The following is a 19,886-nucleotide window of genomic DNA, read 5'->3' as shown; positions in this document are numbered from 1 at the left end:
CAGACACGCGCGTCCGCGAGCGGGTCACATCTGCGTATGACACCGGTCGCAACCGGTCGTCGATGGAGGCCGACTGCGAGGACAGCTCCTCGCCCCAACCTTCAGATTTCCTCAAGAAGCGCATCTGTCCCCCAAATGGGGGACACGGATCGGATACAGTAAGATCCGCTCGACGCGCTGGGGACGCGGCGGCGAAGGCACCGAGAACCGCCGGGCAGACGACTGGGGAGTGGCCCGGCGGGGTGTCGGGGATCGCCGACGCGACGAGCGTCAACGTGGGTGGGTGCCGCGAGTGTTCGGATGAAGAACGAGACCTCGCGGCACCCACCGGAGCTGAAGGCGCAGGCGACGCGGCACCGTCTGGGGAACGGGCGCTCATCGAGCTGGGGACTCGACGCGTCGCGAGCGCTCATCAGCTGCCTCCATGGTAGTTCGCGGCCGCTGGGCACGGGCTGTGATTCCCGCGCGACCTATACTGATACGCGTCGTCGACGCGAAGGAGCCCGAACCGATGAGCCTCGACCTGCTGGCCCCGTCACGACCCCGATCGCGACGGCTAGGCGCCGATTCCGGCGCCTACTGGCAGGGGATGACGGATGCTGTGGCCGGCCTGTCCGGGCCGCTGGCCGCGATCAGCACCGACGCGCTGCGGTACAACGCACTGGACATGGTCGTGCGCGCCGGCGGCGTGCCGATCCGGGTGGCCAGCAAGTCGGTGCGGGTGCGCGAGGTGATCGATGCGACGCTGGCCGTCCCCGGCTATCAGGGCATCCTCGCGTTCACGCTGCCTGAGGCGCTGTGGCTGGTTGAGACCGGGCACACCGACGTGGTGGTCGGCTATCCGACCGCCGACCGCGCGGCGCTGGCCCGGCTCGCTGCCGATCCGGTCGCGGCGGCGCACATCACGCTCATGGTCGACTCGATCGACCAGCTCGACCTCGTCGACGCGATCGCGGCCCCGGGTGCGCGGGAGCGCATCCGGCTGTGCATCGACGCCGACGCGTCCTGGCGCGCCCCCGGGCTCGGCCACATCGGGGTCCGGCGGTCGCCGGTGCACGACGTGGCCGAGGTGGCCTCCCTCGCGCAGGAGATCGTGGCGCGCGACGGCTTCGCACTGGTCGGCCTGATGATGTACGAGGCGCAGATCGCCGGTCAGCCCGACAAGGAGGGCGCCTCCGATCCCGTGATCCGCTGGATGCAGCGTCGCTCGGGGAGGAGCTGCTCGTCCGTCGGGGCGCGATCGTCGCGCGGCTGCGCGACATCGCGCCGCTGGAGTTCGTCAACGGCGGCGGCACCGGCTCCCTCGAGCTGACCGCATCCGATCAGTCCGTCACCGAGATCACCGCCGGCAGCGGCCTGCTGGCCGGGCACCTGTTCGACCGGTACCGCGGATTCGCGCTCGCGCCGGCGGCGGCATTCGCGCTCGAGGTGGTGCGCAAGCCCGCCGCCGACATCGTCACCGTGCTCGGCGGCGGATGGATCGCCTCCGGCCCGCCGGTGGCCTCCCGGCAGCCCCTGCCGGTCTGGCCGGCCGGACTGCACACGCTCGGGCGCGAGGGGGCCGGCGAGGTGCAGACACCGCTGCAGGGCGAGAACGCAGGCGGCCTACGGGTGGGTGACCGGGTGTGGTTCCGGCATTCCAAGAGCGGAGAGCTCGCCGAGCGCGTGGACGCGTACCAGCTGATCGAGGGGGACCGGATCGTGGGCGCCGTGCCCACGTACCGCGGCGAGGGAAGGGCCTTCCTGTGACGCGACCCGGCGGCGAGTGGCGCAACTGGGGGCGTTCCGTGCACGTCCGGCCGCAGCGGGTCGAGCTGCCCGGCAGCAGCGACGCCGTCCGCCGCGCGATCCAGGCAGCCTCCCGGCGCGGGCTCGCCGTGAAGGCGGTCGGATCCGGTCACAGCTTCTCCGGCATCGCGGTCGCGCCCGGCGTCCTGCTGGACCTGCGCGATCTGACCGGTGTGGTGCGGGTCGACCGGGAGCGGCAGCGGGTCACGCTGCGCGCCGGAACGCCGCTGCACGCGATCCCGACGCTGCTGGAGCCGTACGGGCTGGCGATGGCCAACCTCGGCGACATCGACAGGCAGACCATCGCCGGCGCGATCTCCACGGGCACCCACGGCACGGGCGTGCGCTTCGGGGGACTGTCCACGCAGGTCGTCGGCGCGGTGCTGGCGACCGCGGACGGCGAGCTGCTCACGGTCGACGAGCAGCAGAACACCGAACTCCTGCCCGCGGTGGCGCTCGGCCTGGGCGCGCTCGGCGTCCTGGTCGAGGTCACCCTCCAGTGCGTGCCCGCGTTCGTCCTGCACGCGGTCGACCAGCCCGGCCGCCTGGACGAGACGCTCGCCGGGCTCGAGCAGCGTGCGTGGGAGAGCGACCACTTCGAGTTCTACTGGTTCCCGCACACGGACGTGGGGCTGACGAAGACCAACACCCGGCTGCCCGGCGACGCACCGCGGCATCCGCTGCCCGCCGTCGGCCGCTGGATCGACGAGGAGCTGCTGTCCAACGCCGTGTACGGCGCGGTCTGCGCGGGCGCCGCGGTGATCCCGGCCATCACCCCGCCCTTCTCCCGCCTGGCCGTGCGGCTCACCGGCAACCGGGAGTACACCGAGCGATCCGATCGGGTGTTCACCCAGCACCGCGGCGTGCGGTTCCGCGAGATGGAGTACGCCCTTCCGCTGGAGCAGCTGCGTCCGGCCTTCGACGCGCTGCGCGCGCTCATCGACGAGCGCGGCTGGCGGATCTCGTTCCCGGTGGAGGTGCGGGTGGCCGCTGCCGACGAGCTGTGGATGTCGACCGCGCACGGACGCACCACCGCCTACATCGCCGTGCACCGCTACTGGCGGGAGAACCCGACGGCGTACTTCGAGGCCGTCGAGCAGATCATGTGGGAGCGGGGCGGCCGGCCGCACTGGGGCAAGATGCACACGCTGAATGCGGCACGGCTGCGCGAGCGCTACCCGAGGTTCGACGACTTCGTGGCTCTGCGCGACCGCCTCGATCCGGAGCGGATGTTCCAGAACCCATATCTGCAGCGTGTGCTCGGTGAGTAACGCCTGGGAGAACGGGCCTCGCACACGGCGGGTCGGCGGCGCGCGTTTAGGATGAGAAAGATCGAACGGAGCCGCGCGCAATGGAATGGTTGATCCCGGTACTCATCGTGGTCGCAGTGATCCTGATCGTCGGGATCTATCTGTGGGCGACGTACAACTCTCTCGTCCAGCTGAACGTTCGCGTCGATGAGGCGTGGAGCGACATCACGGTCCAGCTGAAGCGACGTGCAGACCTTCTGCCGAACCTGATCGAGGCGGTGAAGGGGTACGCCGCGCACGAGAAGGCGGTGTTCGAGAACGTCACCCAGGCGCGCGCCGAGACGCTCAACGCGGGCGGCCCGGCCGCGGCGGGGGTCGCCGAAGGACACATGCAGCAGGCGCTGAAGTCGCTGTTCGCCGTCGCCGAGGCCTACCCGCAGCTGCAGGCGAGCCAGAACTTCCTCCAGCTCGCAGCAGAACATCGTCGACACCGAGGACAAGATCCAGGCCTCTCGCCGCTTCTACAACGGCGGCGTGCGCGAGCTGAACACCAAGGTCAAGGTGTTCCCGAACAACCTGTTCGCGCGCAACCTGGGCTTCCACGAGCGCGAGTTCTTCGAGGTCGTGGACGGTGCGGCGATCGCCGAGCCGCCGCGCGTCCAGTTCTGATGCGAGACGGGGCAATGCGGCGCAAGCCGCGTTGACGCGTCGCGGATCCACGTTGAGCGAGCGAAGCGAGTCGAAACGCAGGAGCGCTGAGCGTTGTACACCGCGATCGCGCGCAACAAGCGCAACACGTGGTTCATCCTGATCGGATTCGTGCGCTGCTGGGCGCCCTGGGCGCGCTCGCGGGCTGGCTCGCCGGCAACAACTGGTGGATCACCGCGTTCGTCCTGGTCGGCGCCGGCGGGTACGCGACGGTGCAGTACTTCAGCGCCGATCGTGAGGCGCTCGCGCTGTCCGGCGCGTTCGAGGTCGACAAGCAGTCCGCGCCCCGGTATCACCGCCTGGTCGAGAACCTCTGCATCGCCACGGGGACGCCGATGCCGCGCCTGTACGTCGTCGAGGATGCCGCACCCAACGCGTTCGCCACCGGCCGCGACCCGGACAAGGCGGCGATCACCGTCACCACCGGACTGTTCGAGATCATGACCGATCGCGAACTGGAGGGGGTGCTCGGCCACGAGCTGGGCCACATCCGCAACTACGACATCCGCGTGTCGATGCTGGTCTTCGGCCTCGTCGTGGCCGTGGGCCTGGTCGCCGACATCATGCTGCGGATGACGTTCTTCGGCGGCGGCCGCAGGTCCGGCAACGGGGGACAGGCGCAAGCTGATCTTCCTGATCTTCGGCATCGTCGCCGCGATCGTCGCGCCGCTGCTGGCCGGAATCGTCCAGGCCGCCATCTCGCGCCAGCGCGAGTACCTGGCCGACGCCACGAGCGCCATGACCACCCGCGATCCGGAGGCGCTGGCATCCGCTCTGGGCAAGCTGGCCACGCAGGGCCGGCCGCTGCAGAAGGCCAACACGTCCATGGCGCATCTGTGGATCGCCGACCCGCTGCGGCCGAACGCCCTGGCGCGGCTGTTCTCCACCCACCCACCGCTGGCCGACCGGATCGAGCGGTTGCACCGGATCGGCGGCTCGTTCTAGCGGACCGCCAGCTGCATCTCGGCGCCGTCGAAGACGATCTCGCCGCGCAGCGCCCAGTCGTCGGCGCGATAGGTGAACGCGGCGGAGTGCCCCTCCGCATCCGTGCCGTGCGCGGTGGCCACGATCACGCCGCCGGTCGCGGCGAACGTGCCGGCCGCAGGCATCGAGTGTCAGTGTCGGCCGGGTCTGGATGCGGTAGGCGATCCGCTCCAGTGTGGTCAGGTCGGCCGCCCACGGCACCCGCAGTCCGCAGTGCGCGGGAACGGCGTCGGCCGCGGCCGTGCAGCGGTCCTCGTAGGCATTCAGCCGGGTCTGCGCCACCGCGGCGGCGTCCGGCGCCCAGGCCACGTCCAGCGCCACCGAGACCGGCTTCTCGTTCGTGACGGCCACAGTCTGTGCCCCGCTGAGCAGATCGTCGGGCAGGGCCGTGATCGGATACTCGGCGGGCAGCAGGGATGCCGCGGCCCGGGCGGGCACGGTCGCGCGGCCGACCCGCACCGCATCGCCGAGCGTGGGCTGCACCGTGAGTGACGCCAGGAAGTCTCCGGTCACCTGGTAGCCGCTCCCGGAGCGGCCCAGCATGAAGAAGATCGTGACCGGTTCGCCGGCCAAAGTCGCCGAGGCCCGCACGCTGCCGTCGCCCGCGATGGCCCCGTCGATCCGCGGTGCGCTGATGTGACCGGATGCGCCGGCGAACGCATCCGTCATCGTCGTGCGGTCCGCCGGGGACATCGGCGCGTCCGCGGTCATCGCCTCGATCGTGCGGGTGTCGCCGGTCTCAAGCGCCCGCAGGTAGTCGTGGGCGGCGTCCTCGATCGACGGCGGCCGCAGACGCAGCCACGCACCGCCGCCGGCGGCGCCCAGGACCACGACGGCGGCGATCACGGCGATGACGGTGCGCGCTCTCACGCATCCACGGTAGCCGGTGCGCCGCCGGGCCGACGCGCGCGCCGGACGGGAGGGGACGCGGCCATAGACTGAACGCCATGGCAGACGAGTCCTCAGGCGCGCCCCGCCCGCGACTGCGCGATGTGCTGATGCAGCGCACGGTGGACACCGAGATCGGAGCCGACGTGCCCCGCGGGCTGCGGGTGGCGACGGCCTACTCCTGGCGGCTGCTGGTCGTGGCCGCGGCGGTCGCGGTGCTGATCTGGCTGATCATCCAGCTCAGCCTCCTGGTCATCCCGCTGCTGGTGGCCATCCTGGTCACCGCGCTGCTGTGGCCGGCGTTCTCGTGGATGCTGCGGCGGCGCGTGCCGCGCTGGGTGGCGATCATCGTGTCCGTGGTGGGGACGCTGGCCATCGTCACGGGGCTGATGTGGGTGGCGGTGTGGCAGATCCGTCTCGAGTGGGCCTCGGTCCGCGACCGGACCGTGCAGGCCGTCCAGCAGTTCCGGCAGTCGCTCATCGACGGGCCGCTGCAGATCACCGAGGCGCAGATCGACAATCTGCTCGCACAGGCCTGGCACATCGTGCAGCGGCAGGCCGAGCCTCTGGTCCGGTGCGCTGGCGATCGGCAGCACCGTCGGGCACATCGGCGCCGGTACGCTGCTTGCCATCTTCATTCTGCTGTGCCTGCTCACCGACGGCGGCGGCATCTGGCGCTGGACGGTGCGGCTGTTCCCGCGCCGGGCCCGTCCCGCCGTCGACGGGGCCGGCCGTGCCGGCTGGAGCACGGTGGTCAACTACGCACGCACCCAGCTGCTGGTGGCCACGATCGACGCCGTCGGCATCGGCGTGGGCGCGTTCATGCTCGGCGTGCCGCTGGCCGCCCCGGTGGGCGTGCTGGTCTTCCTCGGCTCGTTCGTCCCGATCGTGGGTGCGGTGGTCACCGGCGCGGTCGCCGTCTTCCTCGCCCTCGTCTACAACGGCTGGTGGATCGCCCTGTGGATGCTGGTGGTGGTGCTGGGCGTGCAGCAGCTGGAGGGCCACGTGCTCGAGCCGCTGCTGATGGGCTCGGCGGTGAAGGTGCATCCATTGGCGGTGGTGCTGGTCGTCGCCGGCGGCGCGATGATCGCCGGCATCCCCGGCGCCCTGTTCGCCGTGCCGCTGGCCGCGTTCCTGAACGTGACGGCGGTCTACCTCAGTCGCCGCGGGTGGCGGGCCGGCGGCGACTTCGAGGCCGCGGATCTGATCTGGAGCACGGTGCCACGCACCAGGAAGGGCAGTGCATGAGCGTTCCCACCCTCGCCGAGTTCGAGGAGGCGGCATCGATGCTGCAGGGGGTGATCACCCAGACCCCGATCGACCAGTCGCTGGCCCTCTCGGATCTGCTGGGGGTTCCCGTCCACCTCAAGCTGGAGAACCTGCAGCGCACCGGCTCGTTCAAGATCCGCGGGGCGTCGTACCGGCTGTCGCGGCTGACCGCCCAGGAGCGCTCCCGGGGAGTGGTGGCCGCGTCGGCCGGGAACCACGCGCAGGGCGTCGCCCTGGCCGCGCAACGCTGGGCATCCCCGCCACGATCTTCATGCCGCTGGGTGTGCCGGTGCCCAAGCTCCTGGCCACCCGCGGCTATGGCGCCGAGGTCGTGCTGGAGGGGGCGACGGTGGAGACGCCGCTGCGGCTGGCCGCCGAGTTCGCCGAGCGGACCGGCGCAGTCCTGATCCACCCGTTCGACCACCGGGACGTGATCATCGGCCAGGGGACCCTCGGTCTCGAGCTGTGGGACGCCATCCCCGATCTGGACACCGTCGTGGTCGGCGTCGGCGGCGGCGGACTGATCGCGGGGGTCGCCGCGGCCCTGAAGGCGCGCGCCGCCGCGGCCGGTCGCACGGTGCGCGTGATCGGGGTGCAGGCGGAGAACTCCGCCGCCTATCCGCCGTCACTGGCAGCGGGCCATCCGCTGGAGATCCCCACCTCGCCGACCATCGCCGACGGCATCGCGGTGGCCCGGCCCGGCGACCTTCCGTTCGAGATCATCCGCGATCTCGTCGACGACATCGTGACGGTGTCCGAGGATGACATCGCCCGCGCGCTGCTCGCTGCTGGAGCGGGCCAAGCAGGTCGTCGAGCCCGCGGGTGCGGCCGGGGTGGCGGCGATCCTGGCCGGCCGGATCCACCCCGCCGGCACGACCGCCACGATCCTGACCGGTGGCAACATCGACCCGCTGCCTGCCGAGCGCGTCGTCGCGCACGGGCTCGCGGCATCCGACCGATACATGACGCTGCGCATTCCGCTGCCGATCGCCCCGGCCAGCTGGCGCAGGTGGCCGAGCTGCTCGCGCAGGCCGGCGCGAACGTCATCGAGGCGATGCACACGCGGCACGGCCAGGGCCTGCAGATCAGCGAGGTGATCCTCCAGCTGAGTGTGGAGACCCGCGGGGCGGAGCATCGCGCGCACGTGATCCAGACCCTGCGCGACGCGGGGTTCACCCCCGCGATCGGCCAGGACTGATCGGGACGCGCCGGCCGCTAGCCGTCGTAGGTCTCGACCCGGACGACCTCGACCGCGATCTCGCGGCCGTTGGGGGCCGTGTACGAGGTCTTCTCGCCCTCTTTGAGGCCGAGGATGGCCGAACCGAGCGGCGACGCCTCGCTGTAGACGTCGAGGTCGCTGCCGACCGCGATCTCGCGGCTGCCCAGCAGGAAGACCTCTTCGCCGCCGGCGACCAGCGCGGTCACGACCGTTCCCGGCTCGACGACGCCGCTGCTGGTCGGAGCCTCGCCCACCACTGCGTTCTTCAGCAGGTGCTGGAGGGTGCGGATGCGCGCCTCCTGCTTGCCCTGCTCGTCCTTGGCGGCGTGGTAGCCGCCGTTCTCCTTCAGGTCGCCCTCTTCGCGCGCCGCCTCGATGCGCTTCGCGATCTCTTCGCGACCGGTGGTCGAAAGCTCTTCGAGTTCGGCAGCGAGACGGTCGTACGCCTCCTGCGTGAGGAAGGTCACCGCAGCGTCTGGGGACACGTCTTCTCCTTCGATCGGTGGGATATGCCAAGACGCCCCGGCAGCTGGCCAGGGCGTCTGTCTCCGCAGGTCACTTTATGACACCCAGCAGTTGTTCACCAAACCCGTCGTGGCCTCCGCCACGGTGGGGATCGTCTCGCTGTACGCCTGGGTGTGGGTGCCGGATGCCGGGAGCTGGACGACCTTCCAGCCGACGATCCCGTGGTCGGTGTCGTCGGCCTCGAGCACGCACACGATCTGCGAGCCGACCGGTGCGGTCAGCTGGAAGTCGAGCGTGACCGTGCGGGCGTCCTCGACCTGGTAGCCGGTGGCCACGGCATCGACGGCGTCGACCGTGTTCGCGATGGTCGCCCACGACAGCAGGCCCACGGCGGCGACGGCGACCGCACCGACGACGGTCCACAGGACCACGCGCGCCCGTTCCGACCGGGTGCGGCCGTAGCGCTCGTCGAGCGTCTGCTGAGTTGTCATGCGGGCTCCGTCGGGGGAATAGGCTGGGATTCCAGGCTATGCGCTCCCGCGCGGAATGAGGAACGATGCACGCTGTGTTCGCCGCCCTGGTGGTCCTCGCCGACGCCACTCCGAGCCCGACACCCACCGCTCCTCCCGCCGAGACGGTCACCCCCGGACCGTGGGGCTTCGTGGCCGTGGCCTTCCTCGCCATCGCCGTCGTGCTGCTGCTGTGGGACATGATGCGCCGCGTCCGTCGCGCGCGCTACCGTGCACAGGTGCGCGAAGAGCTCGACCTCGAGCAGAGCGAGGGGGAGCGGGCGGCGGAGGCCACCGCGACCGACGCCGAGGACATCGACGCCGACGACAGGCCCGCACCGTAGCGGCTGCCCGGTCCGCGGGGGCTCAGCCTGCGTGATAGACCGGCGCCAGCGCGATCAGCAGCGAGGCCGCCCAGTGGCACAGGAAGGCCAGCACCGTGCACACGTGGAAGATCTCGTGGAAGCCGAAGCGGGCCGGCCACGGGTTCGGCCGCTTCAGCGCGTACACCACCGCGCCGAGCGTGTAGAGCAACCCGCCGATCACGACCAGCACCATCATCGCGGCGTTCGCCTGGAACAGCGGCACGATGTACATCACCGCCGCCCAGCCGAGCACGATGTACAGGGCCACGTAGAGCCAGCGCGGCGCGTCGATCCAGAACACCCGGAACAGGATGCCCAGGATCGCGCCCGTCCACACGATCGACAGCAGGATCACGGTCTGCGATGTCGGCAGGGCCAGCACCGACAGCGGCGTGTAAGTGCCGGCGATCAGCAGCAGGATGTTCGCGTGGTCGATCCGCTTGAGCACCGCCCTGGTCCGCGGCTGCCAGTTGAAGCGGTGATACAGCGCGGAGTTGCCGAACAGCAGCAGCGAGGTGGCCATGAACACCGCGCACGCCCACTTGGCCGGCGCCCCCTGAGCCAGCACGATCAGGACGATGCCCGCCGCGATCGCGACCGGGAACGTGCCGGCGTGGATCCATCCGCGCCAGGTGGGCTTGATCTCGCCGCCCGCGTCGGTGGCGGCTGCTTCCAGCAGGGGGAGCTGAGGCATCTCCGCCCCGGAATCGGCGGGGGCCGGCCTGCCGGTCCGGGATCGGCGGGACGGGGTCGGCGGCTCACGCTCCCGAGCCTACGGCGCCAGGCATGCGGTGGCGGGAACATACGACGAACCCAGCCGGGCGCGGTAGCGTGAGAGGGTGACGTCGGCGCGGTCGAATCAGGGTCAGGGGCCGCTCTATCGGCTGTACATCGGCAGGCTCCGTCGGCAGATCGAACCGGGGTCGGTGCCGCGGCACGTCGCCATGATGATCGACGGCAACCGACGCTGGGCGCGGCAGCTGGGCTATGCGTCGCCGGCCGAGGGACACCGGGCCGGGGCGGCGAAGATGCGCGAGTTCCTGGAGTGGTGCGATGACGTCGGCGTCCGGGTGGTCTCGCTCTATCTGCTGTCGCTGGACAACCTGCGCAAGCGGGAGCGGCAGGAGCTGGCCGACCTGATCGAGATCATCGCCGAGCTCGCCGAGAGCCTGTCGCATGTGCGGGACTGGCGGGTCCAGCACGTGGGGCGCAGTGACGGCCTCCCGCCCGAGCTGGCCCGGGTCCTGGCATCCGCTCAGGAGCGCACCAAGGACAACACCGGCCTGCACGTGAACCTGGCGGTCGGCTACGGCGGGCGGGGCGAGATCGTCGATGCCGTGCGCAGCATCATCCAGCAGCACGACGAACAGGGTGGCACGCTGGAGAAGCTCGCCGCGAGTCTGACCCCCGAGCAGATCGGCGAGCATCTGTACACCGGGGGACAGCCCGATCCCGATCTGGTGATCCGCACCTCGGGGAGCAGCGGCTGAGCGACTTCCTGCTGTGGCAGTCCGCGCACAGCGAGTTCTACTTCGTCGAAGCGCTGGGACCGGACCTGCGGGAGGTCGACTTCCTGCGCGCGATCCGCGACTACGCGGATCGGGACCGGCGCTTCGGCGGCTGAGACGGGCGCGGGCGGCCGTCGGCGCACCGTGTCAGAATGACACCGTGAGTGATCTGGAAGCGTACCTGGCCACGTTCGGTGCGGAGCCCGGGTATCTGGACTGGGCCGCGTTCGGGCCGCTGTCGGTGGGGGTGCGCACCGAGGCGCACGCCGACGCCGAGCTCCTGTCCACCGGTCGCCGGTCGAGCATCGAGATGGTGGCCGGGCGGGCCGACGTGGCCCGCGCGCTCCTGGCCGGGCTGCTGGACGCGCCGCTGGAGCAGATCGCGCTCCAGCCGTCCACCACCTATGGGCTGATGCAGGCGCTGTACGGCGTGGACGGCGGCCTCCTCCTGTCGCGGGCCGAGTTCCCCAGCCTCACCGTCGCCGCCACCCGGGCCGCGGCCCTGCGGGAGGGCCTCGCGGTGCACTGGATCGACCCGGACGACGGCTTCATGACGCCCGAGGCGGTCCGCGCGGCCCTCACCGACGAGATCACGGCCGTCGCCGTGAGCCAGGTCGACTATCGCACCGGCTACGCCGTGGACCTCACCGCGCTGCGTGATGTGATCGGCGACCGGCTGCTCATCGTGGACGCCGTCCAGGGGTTCGGCGTGACCGACGCGGACTACGCCGCGGCGGACGTGGTCTGCGGCAACGGCTACAAGTGGCTTCGCGCCGGCCGCGGGACCGGGTGGTCCCGGTTCAGCGGGCGCGCCCTCGAGCGGATCACGCCGGTGCTGTCCGGGTTCGCCGGGGCCGACGGGGATCTGCCGATGCAGCCCGTCCCCGCCCCGGCATCCGACGCCCGTGCCTTCACCGTCACCGGGTCCGACCATCTGGCCGCGGGACGACTCGCGACGGCGCTGGAAGAGCTGCGCGAGGCCGGTGTGCCGGCGGTCGCGAGCGCCGTCGCCGATCGCGCCGATGAGATCGTCTACTACGCCGAGCGCTACGAGGTGCCCATCGTCACGCCGCGTGAACGGGAGCACCGCGCCGGCATCGTGACGCTGGCCCCGGTCGGCGCCGATCCGTCCTCCCTGGCCGCGGCATTGGTCAACCGGGGCGTGACGTTCACCGCCCGCGGCGGTCAGCTCCGCCTGGCGGCGCATGCCGCGACCGACGAGGACACCATGCGGCTGCTCGGCGATGCGCTGGCCGAGTTCGCGACCACCCGGCAGTGGTGAGCGCAGACGTCACCCTCGGTTAACCTCCCGTCCGCGTGTCGGGCCGCGATTGCATGCCCCGGACGACGTACCGTCAGGGCAACGGACAAGGCGTCTGTTCGAGTCGGCCAACCGGATCGCGACTCGTGGCCCTGGGTCGACTCGTGATGACCGGGACATCGGTCCCGGGGCGGGAGCGGGTTGTGAGCACACGAGCACCAGCAGGCAAGCGGCTGCGCGGCATCCGGCCGGACCAGGGCGACGAGCATGAGACGGCGCTGGACGATCCCGATGCGGGGCTGCGCACCTACGTCCTGGACACGTCCGTGCCTGCTGAGCGATCCGCGCGCGTTCTTCCGCTTCGCCGAGCATTCGGTCGTGATCCCGGTGGTGGTGATCACCGAGCTGGAGGCCAAGCGCCACGATCCCGAGATCGGCTTCTTCGCCCGCGAGGCGCTGCGCCATCTCGACGAGCTGCGGGTCGAGCACGGCCGGCTCGACTTCCCGGTGCCGGTGGGCAGCGGGGCACGCTCCAGGTCGAGTTGACCCACACGGACTCGTCGGTCCTGCCCTCGGGTCTGCGCCTGGGCGACAACGACACCCGCATCCTGGCCGTGGCCATGCACCTCATGCAGGGCGGGCAGGAGGTCACCATCGTCTCCAAGGACCTGCCGATGCGGGTCAAGGCCGCCTCCCTCGGCATCCTCGCCGAGGAGTACCTCGCCGAGCAGGCCGTGGACTCGGGATGGACCGGCATCGCGCAGCTGGATGTGTCCGGCGACGACATCAGCGACCTGTACGAGACCGAGATCGCGCTCAGCGAGGACGTGCGCGGGGTGCCGGTGAACACCGGGCTGATCATCCACTCCGAGCGCGGCTCGGCCCTCGGCCGGGTCACCGAGGACGGCGCGTACCGGCTCGTGCGGGGTGATCGCGAGGTGTTCGGGCTGCACGGCCGCAGCGCCGAGCAGCGGATCGCGATCGACCTGCTGCTGGATCCCGAGGTGGGCATCGTGTCGCTCGGCGGCCGCGCCGGCACCGGCAAGTCCGCTCTCGCGCTGTGCGCGGGCCTGGAGGCGGTCCTGGAGCGCCAGCAGCAGCGGCGCATCATCGTGTTCCGGCCGCTGTTCGCCGTCGGCGGGCAGGAGCTGGGCTACCTGCCGGGCGACCAGCAGGAGAAGATGAACCCGTGGGGCCAGGCCGTCTACGACACGCTCGGATCGGTGGTGACCGGCAACGTCCTGGACGAGGTGATGGCGCGCGGGCTGCTCGAGGTGCTCCCGCTCACGCACATCCGCGGCCGGTCGCTGCACGACGCCTTCGTGATCGTCGACGAGGCGCAGTCGCTCGAGCGCAACGTGCTGCTGACGGTGCTGAGCCGGATCGGGCAGAACTCGCGCGTCGTGCTCACCCATGACGTCGGCCAGCGCGACAACCTCCGGGTGGGACGCCACGACGGGGTCGCCTCGGTGATCGAGACGCTGAAGGGGCACGAGCTGTTCGCCCACGTCACGCTCACCCGATCCGAGCGCTCGCCGATCGCGGCGCTGGTGACCGAGCTGCTGGAATCGGGCGAGCTGTCCTGAGTCCACCGGAGGGGCCGGGATGCCGCATCCCGGCCCCTCCGGCACGACACGATGAGAAGAGTCTCACCCCCTGAGCATGCGGTTGTCGGCGTGAGGGGGGACGATGGATGCACCGGCCACGACAGGCCGAACGGGAGCAGGAAATGGATGCACGTGCGGCGTTGCTGATCGGCGGGGGCACCGCCGTCGCGGCCTCGGTCGCGATCGCATCGGTGCTCGCACTGACCAGCGCATCGGCCCTGGCGGACCGTGCGGGCTCGCCGATGGCGGACTCGGCCATCGTCGTCCCGGGTCAGCCCTCCGCGGCGCCCACGCACAGCCCGGCCGCTGCCCGCGCCGAGACCGTGCCGGCCCCCGAACCGAAGGACATCGCCGTCGCGCCGGTCAAGGCCGACCCGACGGCGAAGTCGGACGCGTCGACCTCGGCCGACCGGAGCGCGCAGACCGGCCCCGCGAAGGCGCCCGCGGCCAAGAGCCATGCTCCCGCCGACCGCGCTGCCGAAAACGGCGCCGAGAACGCGGCGAAACCGCGCCCGGCCACCTCGCATCGACCCTCGAGACCGCACGATCGGGACGGCTCGTGGCGCGCGCAGCAGGACGATGCGGGTGCCGCCTGGACCCGGGCGCGCGAGCAGATGAAGGACGAGCAGCAGAGGATGCTGCAGCGCTGGCGCGACGAGATCGCCGAGGCAAGCTGCGCAGGACGAAGACCACCGCCGATGAGGCGATGAAGGGATCCGGTTCGGGCTCTCCCCGTGTCTGGACCGGACAGCAGAAAGAGCAATCGCCCCGTTCCCCAGACAGAGGCGATTGAACGGGGGGACGGTGTCGTCCGTCCCCCTCCACCCCCGACGTCCCCCAGCGTCGGGGGTTTCTGCGTCTCAGCCCCAGCGGTACCCTGCGCCGCGCACCGTCGTGATGCGATCGTGCCCGAGCTTGCCGCGCAGATACCGCACGTACACGTCCACCACATTCGAGCCGGGGTCGAAGTTCATGCCCCACACCTCGCTGAGCAGCCACTCCCGGGTCAGCACCTCGCCCGGGTGGCGGAGGAACTGCTCGGCCAGCGTGAACTCCCGCGCCGACAGCTCGATCTCGCGTCCGCCGACGGTCGCGCGGCGGGCCAGCAGATCCAGGACGACATCGTCGCGCGACAGCAGGTAGTTCTTGCGCGGCGTCGCCTCGCGCAGACGTGAGCGCACGCGCGCCAGGAGCTCTTCGAACGTGAACGGCTTCGGGACGTAGTCATTGGCCCCGGCATCCAGTCCCTCGACGGTGTCGTGGGTGCTGGTGCGGGCGGTGAGCATGATCACCGGCAGCGTCGAGCCGGAACCGCGCAGCCGCCGCAGCACCTCGAAGCCGTCCATCTCCGGCAGCCCGATGTCCAGCAGCAGCAGGTCGACATCGCCGGACTGCGCCATCTCGAGCGCGGTGTCGCCCTCCTCGGCGATGACCGCCTCGTACCCGGCCGATTCCAGGCCACGCCGGACGAAGGCCGAGATGTGCGGTTCGTCTTCGGCGATGAGAATTCGGGTCATTCCGCTGCCTCTCGTTGGAGCACGACGTCGCCGGCGCGCACCGGCAGGGGGAGGGTGCCCGATCCGGGGCTCACCGGGATGCGGATCGTGAACGTCGCACCGCCACCAGGGGTGTCGGTGACATGGCAGCCACCGCCATGGGCCTTCACTATGGCATCGACGATCGCCAGGCCCAGGCCCGACCCGCCGACGGTGCGCTTTCCGCCGGCACGGTCGAACCGACGGAAGATGCGGTGCCGGGTTGCGGGAGGGATGCCGGCCCCGTGGTCGCGCACCCACAGCTCCAAGCTCGTCCGCGCTCGCGGTGCTTCCGACCTCGACCGGCGAGCCGCTGGGCGTGTACTTGGCGGCGTTGTCTGCCAGCTCGAGCCACGCCTGCAGCAGCCGGTCCGGCTCACCCGACACACGCACGTCGGCGATGGCCGCGACGTTCCATTCGTGGCCGGGGATCACGGTCACCAGTTCGCCGATCCGGCGGGTGAGGGTCGCGACGTCGACCTCGCGCATCGTGAACTGCTCGCCGCCTTCCACCGTGGCCAGCAGGTCGATGTCGGCCACCAGACGCGTCATCCGGTCCAGCTCGGCGATCCCGAGAGCGCGGGTGGTGGCCACGTCGTCCGGGTCCGCGGGGTTCATCAGCTCGAGGTGCCCGCGCACGATGGTGATCGGCGTCTTCAGCTCGTGTCGCACGTCGTCCAGCAGCTGGCGCTGCACGTCCACCGAGCCCTCCAGCCGATCGAGCATGGAGTTCACCGTGCGGGTCATATCCGAGATGTCGTCGTTTCCCTGCGTGGGGATGCGCACGCCGAGGTCGGCCAGGGTGATCGAATCCGCGGTGTCGCGCAGATGCCGGATCGGCGAGAGCAGACGTCCGGCCACGAACCAGCCGACGCCGCCGATCGCCGCCAGCATGATCAGCGCGGCGATGCCATAGGTGATCACCGATGCGGCCAGGGCTCGAGCTCCTGATCGAGGTCGACGGCACGGATGTACACGCCCTCGGACGGGTCGCCGGGCATGGTGACCGGGACGGCGATGTAGCGCGAGCGACCCGGCGTCGGTGGCCGCGGTGCCCATCACCGCCGTCTGCGCGGCCTCGGCCTCGGACACGGCGCGCTGGAGCAGCTGGCGGTCACCGGAGATGTCGAATCCGCTGAGCGTCTCGGGTCGGAACCGCGGCTGCCCGTCGATGACGGCGACGGAGGCCTCGTTCTGGGCCGGCACCAGGCGGGCCACCGCCGCGTGCAGATAGTCCGCCACCGACCCGTAGTCGTCGATGGCCAGGTCCTCGCTGGCCGTCGCGGTCTGGTCGGTCGGCGGAATGGCAGACGGATCGGGCGCGCCGGCCACGGTGCGAAGGGCCGCGACCTGCGTCGTCAGCCGGTCGTCCACCCCCGCCAGGATGCGCTCCCGCTGAACCAGGAAGGTCACCCCGCCGACGACCGAGAGCCCCACGAAGGCGACAGCGAGTATCGCCCCCAGGATGCGGGTGCGCGCGGAGATCGATCGCTGCGTGCGGTGCACGGTGCCATTATCGCCCGTCGAGCCCCGCGCGCGTGCGCCCGGTCTCAGCCGGGGTGCGTCATGGAGAGCAGATCCAGCTTGGAGTCCAGCTGCTCCTCGGTCAGTTCCCCGCGTTCGACGTAGCCCAGCGCGATCACGGCCTCGCGGATGGTGATCCCCTCGGCGACGGCGAGCTTGGCGATCTTGGCGGCCGCCTCGTACCCGATCAGCTTGTTCAGCGGGGTGACGGTCGACGGCGACATCCCGGCCAGCTGGGCGGCGCGCTCCACATTCGCCTGCAGGCCGTCCACGGTCTTGTCGGCCAGGGCGCGCATGGTGTTGGACAGCAGCCGGATGGACTCCAGCAGGGCGGTGCCCATCACGGGGATCGCGACGTTCAGCTCGAACGCGCCGGAGGCGCCCGCCCAGGCGACCGTCGCGTCGTTGCCGATCACGCGCGCGCACACCATGAGCGTGGCCTCGGGGATGACCGGGTTGACCTTGCCCGGCATGATCGACGAACCCGGCTCCAGGTCCGGGATGTGCAAGCTCGCCCAGCCCCGTGTTCGGCCCGGATCCCATCCAGCGCAGATCGTTGTTGATCTTCGTCAGCGAGACGGCGATCGTGCGCAGCGCGCCGGATGCCTCGACCAGCCCGTCCCGGTTCGCCTGCGCCTCGAAGTGGTCCTTCGCCTCGACGATCGGGAGCTCGGTCTCGGCGGCCAGCCGCGCGATGACCTTCTGCGGGAAGCCCAGCGGGGTGTTGATGCCGGTGCCGACCGCGGTGCCGCCCAGCGGCACCTCGCCGACGCGGGGGAGGGCGGCGCGCACGCGCTCGATGCCCAGCCGCATCTGGCGGGCGTATCCGCCGAACTCCTGGCCGAGTGTGACCGGCGTGGCATCCATCAGGTGGGTGCGTCCGGACTTGACCGCGTCCTTCCACAGTTCGGCCTTGGCCTCGAACGCGACCGCGAGGTGGTCCAGCGCCGGGATCAGATCGTCGATGAGCGCCTGGGTCACGGCGATGTGCACCGAGGTGGGGAACACGTCGTTGGAGGACTGGGAGGCATTCACGTGGTCGTTCGGGTGCACCGGGGCGCCCAGCAGCCGCGAGGCGAGCGTGGCCAGCACCTCGTTCATGTTCATGTTCGACGACGTGCCCGAACCGGTCTGGTAGGTGTCGACCGGGAACTGGTCGTCGTAGGCGCCCGAGACCACCTCGTCGGCCGCGCCCGCGATGGCGTCGGCGATGGCGGCGTCGAGCACGCCCAGCTCCTTGTTCGCCAGCGCCGCCGCCTTCTTGATCCGGGCCAGGGCGGCGATCTGCGTGGGCTCCAGACCCGCGCCCGAGATCGGGAAGTTCTCTACGGCGCGCTGCGTCTGCGCGCTGTAGAGCGCAGCGGCGGGCACACGCACCTCGCCCATCGTGTCGTGCTCGATGCGGTATTCGGTGTCGGTCACTTCTTCGCTCCTTCTGAAGGCGGGCGCCCGCCCGCCGGCTCGGTTCGGGCTCACAGGCCCGGGATCGTCACGGCTCCCTCGACCACGTGCGGGATCACGGTGCCCTCGCTGAGGCGGTACTTGCCGCCGACGATGCCCAAGCGGCCGGCGGCCACGGCCTCGGCGAGGATGTCCGAGGAGTGCAGCGCTCGGTGACGGTGTCGCGCAGGTGCTCGCGCCCGACGCGCTCCGCGTCGATCGCGACATCCGGATCCACGTGCTTGACCCGCCGTGCGGCGGGCACGATCGGCGAGATCAGGCGCCAGATGTTGGTGGGCAGCTCTTCGGCGTCCGGCCGGGTGCTCTCCACGGCGGCGGCGACCGCACCGCAGGAGTCGTGCGCGAGCACGACCAGCAGCGGCACGTCCAGCAGCTCCACCGCGTACTCCAGGCTGCCGATGACGAACGGGTCGACCACGTGGCCGGCGTTGCGCACCACGAACAGGTCGCCCAGGCCCTTGTCGAAGATGATCTCCGCGGCCAGCCGTGAGTCCGAGCAGCCGAACAGCACGACATGCGGGCGCTGCCCGTCGGCCAGCTCGGTGCGGCGGTCCACATCCTGGCGGGGATGGCGGGGTGCTCCGGCGACGAAGCGCTCGTTGCCGCGCACCATCTCGTCCCATGCCTGCTGCGGAGTCGTCATCGATGTTCCTCTCGCAGGGCTGTGATCTGGTCGGCGAGCCCTGTCGCCGCGGTGGCCGCGGTCTGCGCATCGGCGGCACCGTAGATCAGGATCCGGTCGGTGCCGGCATCCGTGCCGATCGCATAGCTGATGTTCTGCGTCTGTGCCGGACCGGTGATCGCGTACCGCGTCCAGTCGATGCCGTCGATGGTCACGGTGCCGTCGGCGGCCGCGCCCGACAGCAGCCGCGCATCCCAGGCCGTGTCGGCGTCGAACCCCTGCGAGACCCGCAGGTACCCGCTGGTCTCATCGGTGGCGTAGACGATCGTCCAGGTGGCCGTCTGGTCGCCGGCGACGGCAGCCGAGTTCACCCGCCAGTCGGAGGGGACGTCGGGGACCACGAGCGTGCGGCCGTACGCGGACGACGCGTCCGCGGCCACCGCGGCGACGTCGATCGGCGACGAGTCGTCGATCGTTCCGCGGGGGCCGCTGAGCACGATCACCGCCACCACCGCGAGCGTGACCAGGAGGGCCGCGACCAGGTTGCGCACGGTCTGACTGGAGCGGTAGGCGTGCGACGACTCGGCTTTGCGCGCGGCGGTCTCGTCGGGCGTCTCGGGGCGGCCGAGCTCGGCCACGACCCGGGTGGGGCCGGCCATCATCCGTCGGTCTCCGCGTGCGCGCGGGCGTCGTCGAGCCGCCGTTTGGCGCCCAGCAGCCATTCTTCGCAGCGGGCGGCCAGGGCCTCGCCGCGCTCCCACAGCGCCAGCGACTGCTCCAGCGTGGGCGCGCCCTGCTCGAGCTCGCCGACGACGCGGACCAGTTCGTCGCGCGCCTGCTCGAAGGTCAGAGACGACACCTCGGTGACGCCCTGGCTCGATTCGGTCATGCACTACAGCTTAGTTCGGGTTCGGACAGCGCTC

Annotated in this window: 11 protein-coding genes and 11 pseudogenes; 11 read left to right on the top strand and 11 right to left on the bottom strand. The window is 71.1% G+C overall.

The window, feature by feature from the left end; genetic code table 11:
* Positions 1-511: 511 nt before the first annotated feature.
* From L2X98_RS02240 to L2X98_RS02225, 4 genes and pseudogenes are all read left to right on the top strand, one after another.
* Positions 512-1,749, top strand: a pseudogene (locus L2X98_RS02240) (alanine racemase).
* Positions 1,746-3,059, top strand: a complete 1,314-nt coding sequence (locus tag L2X98_RS02235) for a D-arabinono-1,4-lactone oxidase (RefSeq protein ID WP_259612188.1) — start codon at positions 1,746-1,748, stop codon at positions 3,057-3,059. The pseudogene L2X98_RS02240 and the gene L2X98_RS02235 overlap by 4 nt, the downstream one beginning before the upstream one ends.
* A gap of 80 nt (positions 3,060-3,139) precedes the next feature.
* Positions 3,140-3,707: pseudogene (locus L2X98_RS02230) on the top strand (LemA family protein).
* Positions 3,708-3,800: 93 nt separating this feature from the next.
* Positions 3,801-4,691 (top strand): annotated as a pseudogene (locus L2X98_RS02225) (M48 family metallopeptidase).
* On the opposite strand, the gene L2X98_RS02220 reads toward L2X98_RS02225, so the two are convergent.
* Complete coding sequence (locus L2X98_RS02220; protein ID WP_259612187.1) at positions 4,688-4,855, bottom strand: hypothetical protein; 168 nt, start codon at positions 4,853-4,855, stop codon at positions 4,688-4,690. The pseudogene L2X98_RS02225 and the gene L2X98_RS02220 overlap by 4 nt on opposite strands.
* A gap of 822 nt (positions 4,856-5,677) precedes the next feature.
* Here L2X98_RS02220 and L2X98_RS02215 point away from each other — a divergent pair.
* Together L2X98_RS02215 and ilvA are read left to right on the top strand one after the other, a co-directional pair.
* Positions 5,678-6,866 (top strand): annotated as a pseudogene (locus L2X98_RS02215) (AI-2E family transporter).
* A pseudogene (gene ilvA / locus L2X98_RS02210) lies at positions 6,863-8,085 on the top strand (threonine ammonia-lyase). Before L2X98_RS02215 ends, ilvA begins: the two co-directional pseudogenes overlap by 4 nt.
* Positions 8,086-8,102: 17 nt before the next feature.
* Here ilvA and greA read toward each other — a convergent pair.
* Positions 8,103-8,591, bottom strand: a complete 489-nt coding sequence (gene greA / locus L2X98_RS02205) for a transcription elongation factor GreA (protein ID WP_259612186.1) — start codon at positions 8,589-8,591, stop codon at positions 8,103-8,105.
* Between the two features lie 75 nt (positions 8,592-8,666).
* The gene (locus tag L2X98_RS02200) at positions 8,667-9,062 is read right to left on the bottom strand and encodes a DUF4307 domain-containing protein (RefSeq protein ID WP_259612185.1); all 396 of its coding nucleotides are present in this window, start codon (positions 9,060-9,062) and stop codon (positions 8,667-8,669) included.
* 65 nt (positions 9,063-9,127) lie between these two features.
* Here L2X98_RS02200 and L2X98_RS02195 point away from each other — a divergent pair, with 65 nt between their 5' ends.
* On the top strand, positions 9,128-9,424 hold the full coding sequence (locus L2X98_RS02195) for a hypothetical protein (RefSeq protein WP_259612184.1): 297 nt from the start codon (positions 9,128-9,130) through the stop codon (positions 9,422-9,424).
* Positions 9,425-9,446: 22 nt separating this feature from the next.
* Here the strand turns inward: L2X98_RS02195 and trhA are convergent, their stop codons facing one another.
* Positions 9,447-10,139: a PAQR family membrane homeostasis protein TrhA gene (gene trhA / locus L2X98_RS02190; RefSeq protein ID WP_259612183.1), complete on the bottom strand. Its 693-nt coding sequence runs from the start codon at positions 10,137-10,139 to the stop codon at positions 9,447-9,449.
* Positions 10,140-10,284: 145 nt separating this feature from the next.
* On the opposite strand from trhA, the pseudogene L2X98_RS02185 reads away from it, so the two are divergent.
* From L2X98_RS02185 to L2X98_RS02170, 4 genes and pseudogenes are all read left to right on the top strand, one after another.
* Positions 10,285-11,069: pseudogene (locus L2X98_RS02185) on the top strand (isoprenyl transferase).
* Positions 11,070-11,113: 44 nt separating this feature from the next.
* The gene (locus tag L2X98_RS02180; RefSeq protein WP_259612182.1) at positions 11,114-12,235 is read left to right on the top strand and encodes an aminotransferase class V-fold PLP-dependent enzyme; all 1,122 of its coding nucleotides are present in this window, start codon (positions 11,114-11,116) and stop codon (positions 12,233-12,235) included.
* Between the two features lie 146 nt (positions 12,236-12,381).
* Positions 12,382-13,800: pseudogene (gene phoH2 / locus L2X98_RS02175) on the top strand (RNA 5'-3' helicase PhoH2).
* A 143-nt stretch (positions 13,801-13,943) separates the two neighbouring features.
* The gene (locus tag L2X98_RS02170) at positions 13,944-14,531 is read left to right on the top strand and encodes a flagellar biosynthesis protein FlhF (protein WP_259612181.1); all 588 of its coding nucleotides are present in this window, start codon (positions 13,944-13,946) and stop codon (positions 14,529-14,531) included.
* 150 nt (positions 14,532-14,681) lie between these two features.
* On the opposite strand, the pseudogene L2X98_RS02165 reads toward L2X98_RS02170, so the two are convergent.
* The 7 genes and pseudogenes from L2X98_RS02165 to L2X98_RS02135 all read right to left on the bottom strand — a co-directional run.
* Positions 14,682-15,317, bottom strand: a pseudogene (locus L2X98_RS02165) (response regulator transcription factor); the annotation flags it as partial.
* Positions 15,318-15,334: 17 nt separating this feature from the next.
* Positions 15,335-15,613 (bottom strand): sensor histidine kinase, encoded by a 279-nt coding sequence (locus L2X98_RS02160; RefSeq protein WP_259613156.1) that lies wholly within the window; start codon positions 15,611-15,613, stop codon positions 15,335-15,337.
* A gap of 307 nt (positions 15,614-15,920) precedes the next feature.
* Positions 15,921-16,250, bottom strand: a pseudogene (locus L2X98_RS02155) (HAMP domain-containing protein); the annotation flags it as partial.
* A 656-nt stretch (positions 16,251-16,906) separates the two neighbouring features.
* Positions 16,907-18,266: pseudogene (locus L2X98_RS02150) on the bottom strand (class II fumarate hydratase).
* Between the two features lie 86 nt (positions 18,267-18,352).
* Positions 18,353-18,984 (bottom strand): annotated as a pseudogene (locus L2X98_RS02145) (carbonic anhydrase).
* Entirely contained in the window at positions 18,981-19,625 is a 645-nt protein-coding gene (locus L2X98_RS02140; protein WP_259612179.1) for a DUF4245 domain-containing protein, read from the bottom strand. Before L2X98_RS02140 ends, L2X98_RS02145 begins: the two are co-directional and overlap by 4 nt.
* Positions 19,622-19,852, bottom strand: coding sequence for an exodeoxyribonuclease VII small subunit (locus L2X98_RS02135; protein WP_259612178.1), 231 nt, complete (start codon positions 19,850-19,852; stop codon positions 19,622-19,624). The genes L2X98_RS02140 and L2X98_RS02135 overlap by 4 nt, the downstream gene beginning before the upstream one ends.
* Positions 19,853-19,886 lie beyond the last annotated feature (34 nt).

Source organism: Microbacterium elymi, assembly GCF_021582895.2.
GTDB classification, from domain to species: Bacteria; Actinomycetota; Actinomycetes; order Actinomycetales; family Microbacteriaceae; genus Microbacterium; species Microbacterium humicola.
Note: the sequence above shows the minus strand (reverse complement) of the source record. Positions and strands in the feature narration are given on the sequence as shown.